This window comes from Halomonas sp. 707D4, from assembly GCF_024158685.1.
GTDB lineage: Bacteria > Pseudomonadota > Gammaproteobacteria > Pseudomonadales > Halomonadaceae > Vreelandella.
Window position 1 is genome coordinate 1 of sequence record NZ_JAMZBD010000319.1, and the last position, 3,743, is coordinate 3,743.

4 protein-coding genes are annotated in these 3,743 nt (G+C 52.8%); all 4 read left to right on the top strand.

All coding sequences use genetic code 11. From position 1 onward, the window contains the following. A partial coding sequence (locus BIS11_RS12860; RefSeq protein ID WP_253586195.1) for a hypothetical protein occupies positions 1-298 on the top strand: 298 nt, incomplete at its 5' end. Then, complete coding sequence (locus BIS11_RS12865; RefSeq protein WP_253424741.1) at positions 295-2,184, top strand: hypothetical protein; 1,890 nt, start codon at positions 295-297, stop codon at positions 2,182-2,184. The genes BIS11_RS12860 and BIS11_RS12865, both read left to right, overlap by 4 nt. After that, complete coding sequence (locus BIS11_RS12870; RefSeq protein WP_253424739.1) at positions 2,102-3,226, top strand: hypothetical protein; 1,125 nt, start codon at positions 2,102-2,104, stop codon at positions 3,224-3,226. The genes BIS11_RS12865 and BIS11_RS12870 overlap by 83 nt, the downstream gene beginning before the upstream one ends. Continuing rightward, on the top strand, positions 3,223-3,480 hold the full coding sequence (locus BIS11_RS12875) for a PAAR domain-containing protein (protein ID WP_253424737.1): 258 nt from the start codon (positions 3,223-3,225) through the stop codon (positions 3,478-3,480). Before BIS11_RS12870 ends, BIS11_RS12875 begins: the two co-directional genes overlap by 4 nt. The last annotated feature ends 263 nt before the right edge of the window (positions 3,481-3,743 follow it).

Consider the following 3,743-nt stretch of genomic DNA (forward strand, 5'->3'; position numbering starts at 1 on the left):
ATCGGCCGTTCAGACGGCTGCCCAGCTGGGCCAGGGGTACGGGTTGAGTTCGAAAAAGCAGGTACGCACCTTGGCGAAGTGCGTCATCGAGTTCGGACATCACTTCCCAGCGCACTACACCGAGGCACGGCAAATACTCGAAAACCCGAAGCTGGCCGCCTGGCGCAAGCGAGACCATCTGGAGGCCTGGCTGCCCCGTGGGCGTGTTTATCATGCGCTCAGACCGCCCTATTCATCAGACGAGGAAGCGATGCAGCAGGACAATTTTCGACCCATCGTGAGCGAGGGGCAGTCATGAGCTATCAGCCGACCTATGAAGACGCCATGTACTTGATGAAAAACGAGTGGAGAGTCTTCGATAGAGATTACGCATTTGATGAAATCGTCGCCATTGCTCGAAAACGGCATGGCGGTGAGCCGGTCGATGAGGCGAGCGTCACTGAGAGAATCTATCAGGCATATCTCGACGCTGGAGCCGAGCCACTGACGGAAAGCCCCATTCCGCCGGGCACGGTGCTGGCAGAAGACGATGTTTATCGGATGATGATGGATCCTTCCGATATTCCTGCAGCGTACGCCACAAGCTCTACTTCCCATCAGGATGCCTGTGATGAAGGCCCTGACACCGACTTTGGCGTGCCTTGTGTCGAGTGTGAGCAAAGTGCCGGGTGCTGTCTCAAAGCGGGGGCTGTGCAAGACAAGGAAGACAGTAGCCGCAGGGTTGAATGGCCCCCCGTGGATGGCGCCACGACGCTGCTGGTGATCGCCCAGCCTCAAGAGGGAGTGGCCAGGGGCAGGTTGAATGCCGATGTGGAAGTCACTTGGGAGGGGGAATCAACGTGCCAGAGTGGCCGCCCACAAACCCCATGCATCAGTGCCAACGGCATAGAGAACGGGTCCCGGTTGCTTACCTCACAAAGTGAAGAGATCTCGGTTACTTACGACCAGTCTATCCGGCTGGCAGAAAGCCTCAGTCATTTTATTCCCTTTGATGTCACGCTGGGGTTCATAGCGTTTGAAGCGCTGTTTGGGAGGCGTCTCTTCTCAGATCAGGGCGGACAAGCGACATTCGGGACGATTCAGTGCTTCGGGTGCAGCGACACCAGTGCCACCTTGACAGTCATTCCTTACCCTTGCACCGAGTTGAATGGTGATGTCGGCATTGAGGTAGAAACGATCATCATGACGAGTGAGGTTTCCGCCAAGGTGGAGGTCACAGGAACCCTCAACGGACAATACGGGCGGCACAAGATTGAGTGGAGTCGTAGTATCGAAGCTGCTGGGGGCGGACGCAAGGAAATTCCTCGCCAAAACGATGCACCGGGTTTAATCGGGCTGATGGTCGAGACCGTTCAGACGATCACTCACTACGTTTCCATGGGCGGGGGCGCCAGCGGCCCGGTGGAACTTGATAGTGGCCATATAGGTTCCGGCATAACCATCAGCAAGTCACTCTCCTTCAAACCACAAGGATTTGTGTTACAGCCGGTGAGTGGCAGCCCCGATCTCGAGCTTCAAATAGGTAATCTGGAATCAGCGTTGAGTCTTGGCGTCACCGGCAGGATCGATCTGATCGAAATCATCGCGACCATCATGTTGTCACCTGCCGGTGCCGATCGAGTTCAGAAAGCGCGCGCTCGCATTGAGGCAGGAGAGAGAGTTAGCGGAACGATACAAGGCTATCTTGAATTAAGCGCTACCGGCACGCTGCAGCATACACTGACCTCAGGCGCGGCGATGCGTATCCCGGCGTCAGGCGAGAGCGAAGAATCAGATGATAATGATGTAAGCGGTGATTTTACCGGGACGCTGCAGATTCTCGGGCGTGCCGAAATAAAGCTTCACGTCGAAGGCAGTGTGTTCATGGTCCGAGCGCAGGCAGGCGTACGTGGCTCTATCCACACTTCCTGGACATGGGAAGCGCGGAAGAACTCTGAGGGCAAGCGAGAGAAGCGGTATATCTTCGAAGGTGTAAAGCTCAGTGGGGAGGCTTATGCTGAGATTGGTTACAAAAAACAAGATGATGATGAACTTATTGGTGGTAGAGCCGATGGAGAAGCTGACTTGTTAGAAGGTAGAGAAAACACTGAGGAGATGGGTGATGTTGAAGTACAAGAAGAAGGTGAAGAGGAAGGTGGTAAAACAATATGGCCAAGGGAAGAAGGGGAGTGGACTTCCTTTTAACAAATTAGTGAGCTGGGGAATATTATTTTTTTTATTTTTTAAGGGTGTAGCCATGGCGGAATCTATTGAACGCGAGTACTGGGTCAATATACATACCGAAGGCTCAGTGTGGGTCTTGCGTATTAATGATCTAAATGTACAGTCTCATAGCACGACAGAGCAATACTCTATTTCATATCCTATTAGCACTAGTCTTAAAGAGGGCCAAAATACTGTGTCGTTTATTTTTGCGCCCCTTGTTGAAGATGAGGCAGGGCGTTTGGTAACAGATGATGATACAGGTGGATATATACAGGCCCCAAAAGAAAGCTTTTGGGTTGATATATCGATTGAAGCCATTAATAAACGCACTCAAGATAAGGAGCGTCTCAATACTCTCCAACTTCGCTACGACATGGAGAGCGGAGAGTTTGTAGAGGCCCGCCAAAACCCAGCCAATGTTAATGGTGGGGTGGTGCATCAAACCGAACATCTCAGCACGCGTGGGGAGTTCGTAGTAAGCTCACCTGAAAGGTTAGTCGTAGGTAGTGGCCAGAGTCTTGAGGCTGAGCGTGTTGATATGAGCTTACGTGTTCTTGACTCTATTCCCAATTTTCATTGGGTCGAGGATGCTACACCACTTGAAGATACACCGCGATTACGTCACGAATTGCGTCAAGCTTATCAGCGCCTACACAATTTGTTCGATGCAGGTGATACCGAGGCTCTTCTTAATGAGGGAAGGCCTGTATGGAATCGTGCCGGACTGCTGATGGGAGATGGCAAGAATGCTAGAGAATATATTGCCTCACTTCCATTTGCTTCGCAAACCATAGGCATGGTCGAAGAAAATGGTGGCCCTCAGCTACAACCGTTAAGAATTGCGAACGACCCTGCGGACGATAGTTTAGAATTCATGGGTGATGGGCGCTTGGTGCGCATCCTGCCTAGCCCGCTCATATGGTCATATCCTGATGACCCGAATCAGAAAAGTGATGTAGTTCCTGTTGTTTTTTACCGCACAGCATCCGGCGAGTGGCGTCTCGCAACGGTAGCCTCATGAAACCCGTAGCTCGCAAAGGCGACCTTCACCGTTGCCCCATTCACGGCGTCACTGAAATCATCTCCGGTTCGCCCTCTCACGTAGAGGGCCAGCCCGTGGCGCGGGTGGGGGATAAAACCGGCTGCGGCGCCACCATCGTCGAAGGCTCCCGCCACTCGAGTCATGATGGCCGCCCCACAGCGTACCTGGGCTGCAAGACGGATCACGGCGGAGAGATCATCACCGCCTCGAGTAGTGCCAACGTAGAGCCTTAATACTAAGAGCACTTGATACGTTCGCCAACGCCACCCATGACCCCTTTGCACGGCTTGAATGATGCTTCGCCGTGTCGTTATCTAACCCAATCATAGGGATAGTGAACCATGAAACAGTGGATGATGACTGCATTTCTTCTGACCGCCGTGATGGAAAAGGCCTTGGCCGATCCTGTTGAAATGCCCGAATCAGGTATCTATGCCGTGGGCTCGGTAGAGGCGGTAGAAGCGAACCCTATGTTCGATTCCATGCTACCCGATAT

Coding starts and splice junctions, on each gene's coding strand:
- BIS11_RS12870 (WP_253424739.1), top strand. CDS start 2,102: ATGTTGAAGTACAAGAAGAAGGTGAAGAGGAAGGTGGTAAAACAATAT.
- BIS11_RS12875 (WP_253424737.1), top strand. CDS start 3,223: ATGAAACCCGTAGCTCGCAAAGGCGACCTTCACCGTTGCCCCATTCAC.
- BIS11_RS12865 (WP_253424741.1), top strand. CDS start 295: ATGAGCTATCAGCCGACCTATGAAGACGCCATGTACTTGATGAAAAAC.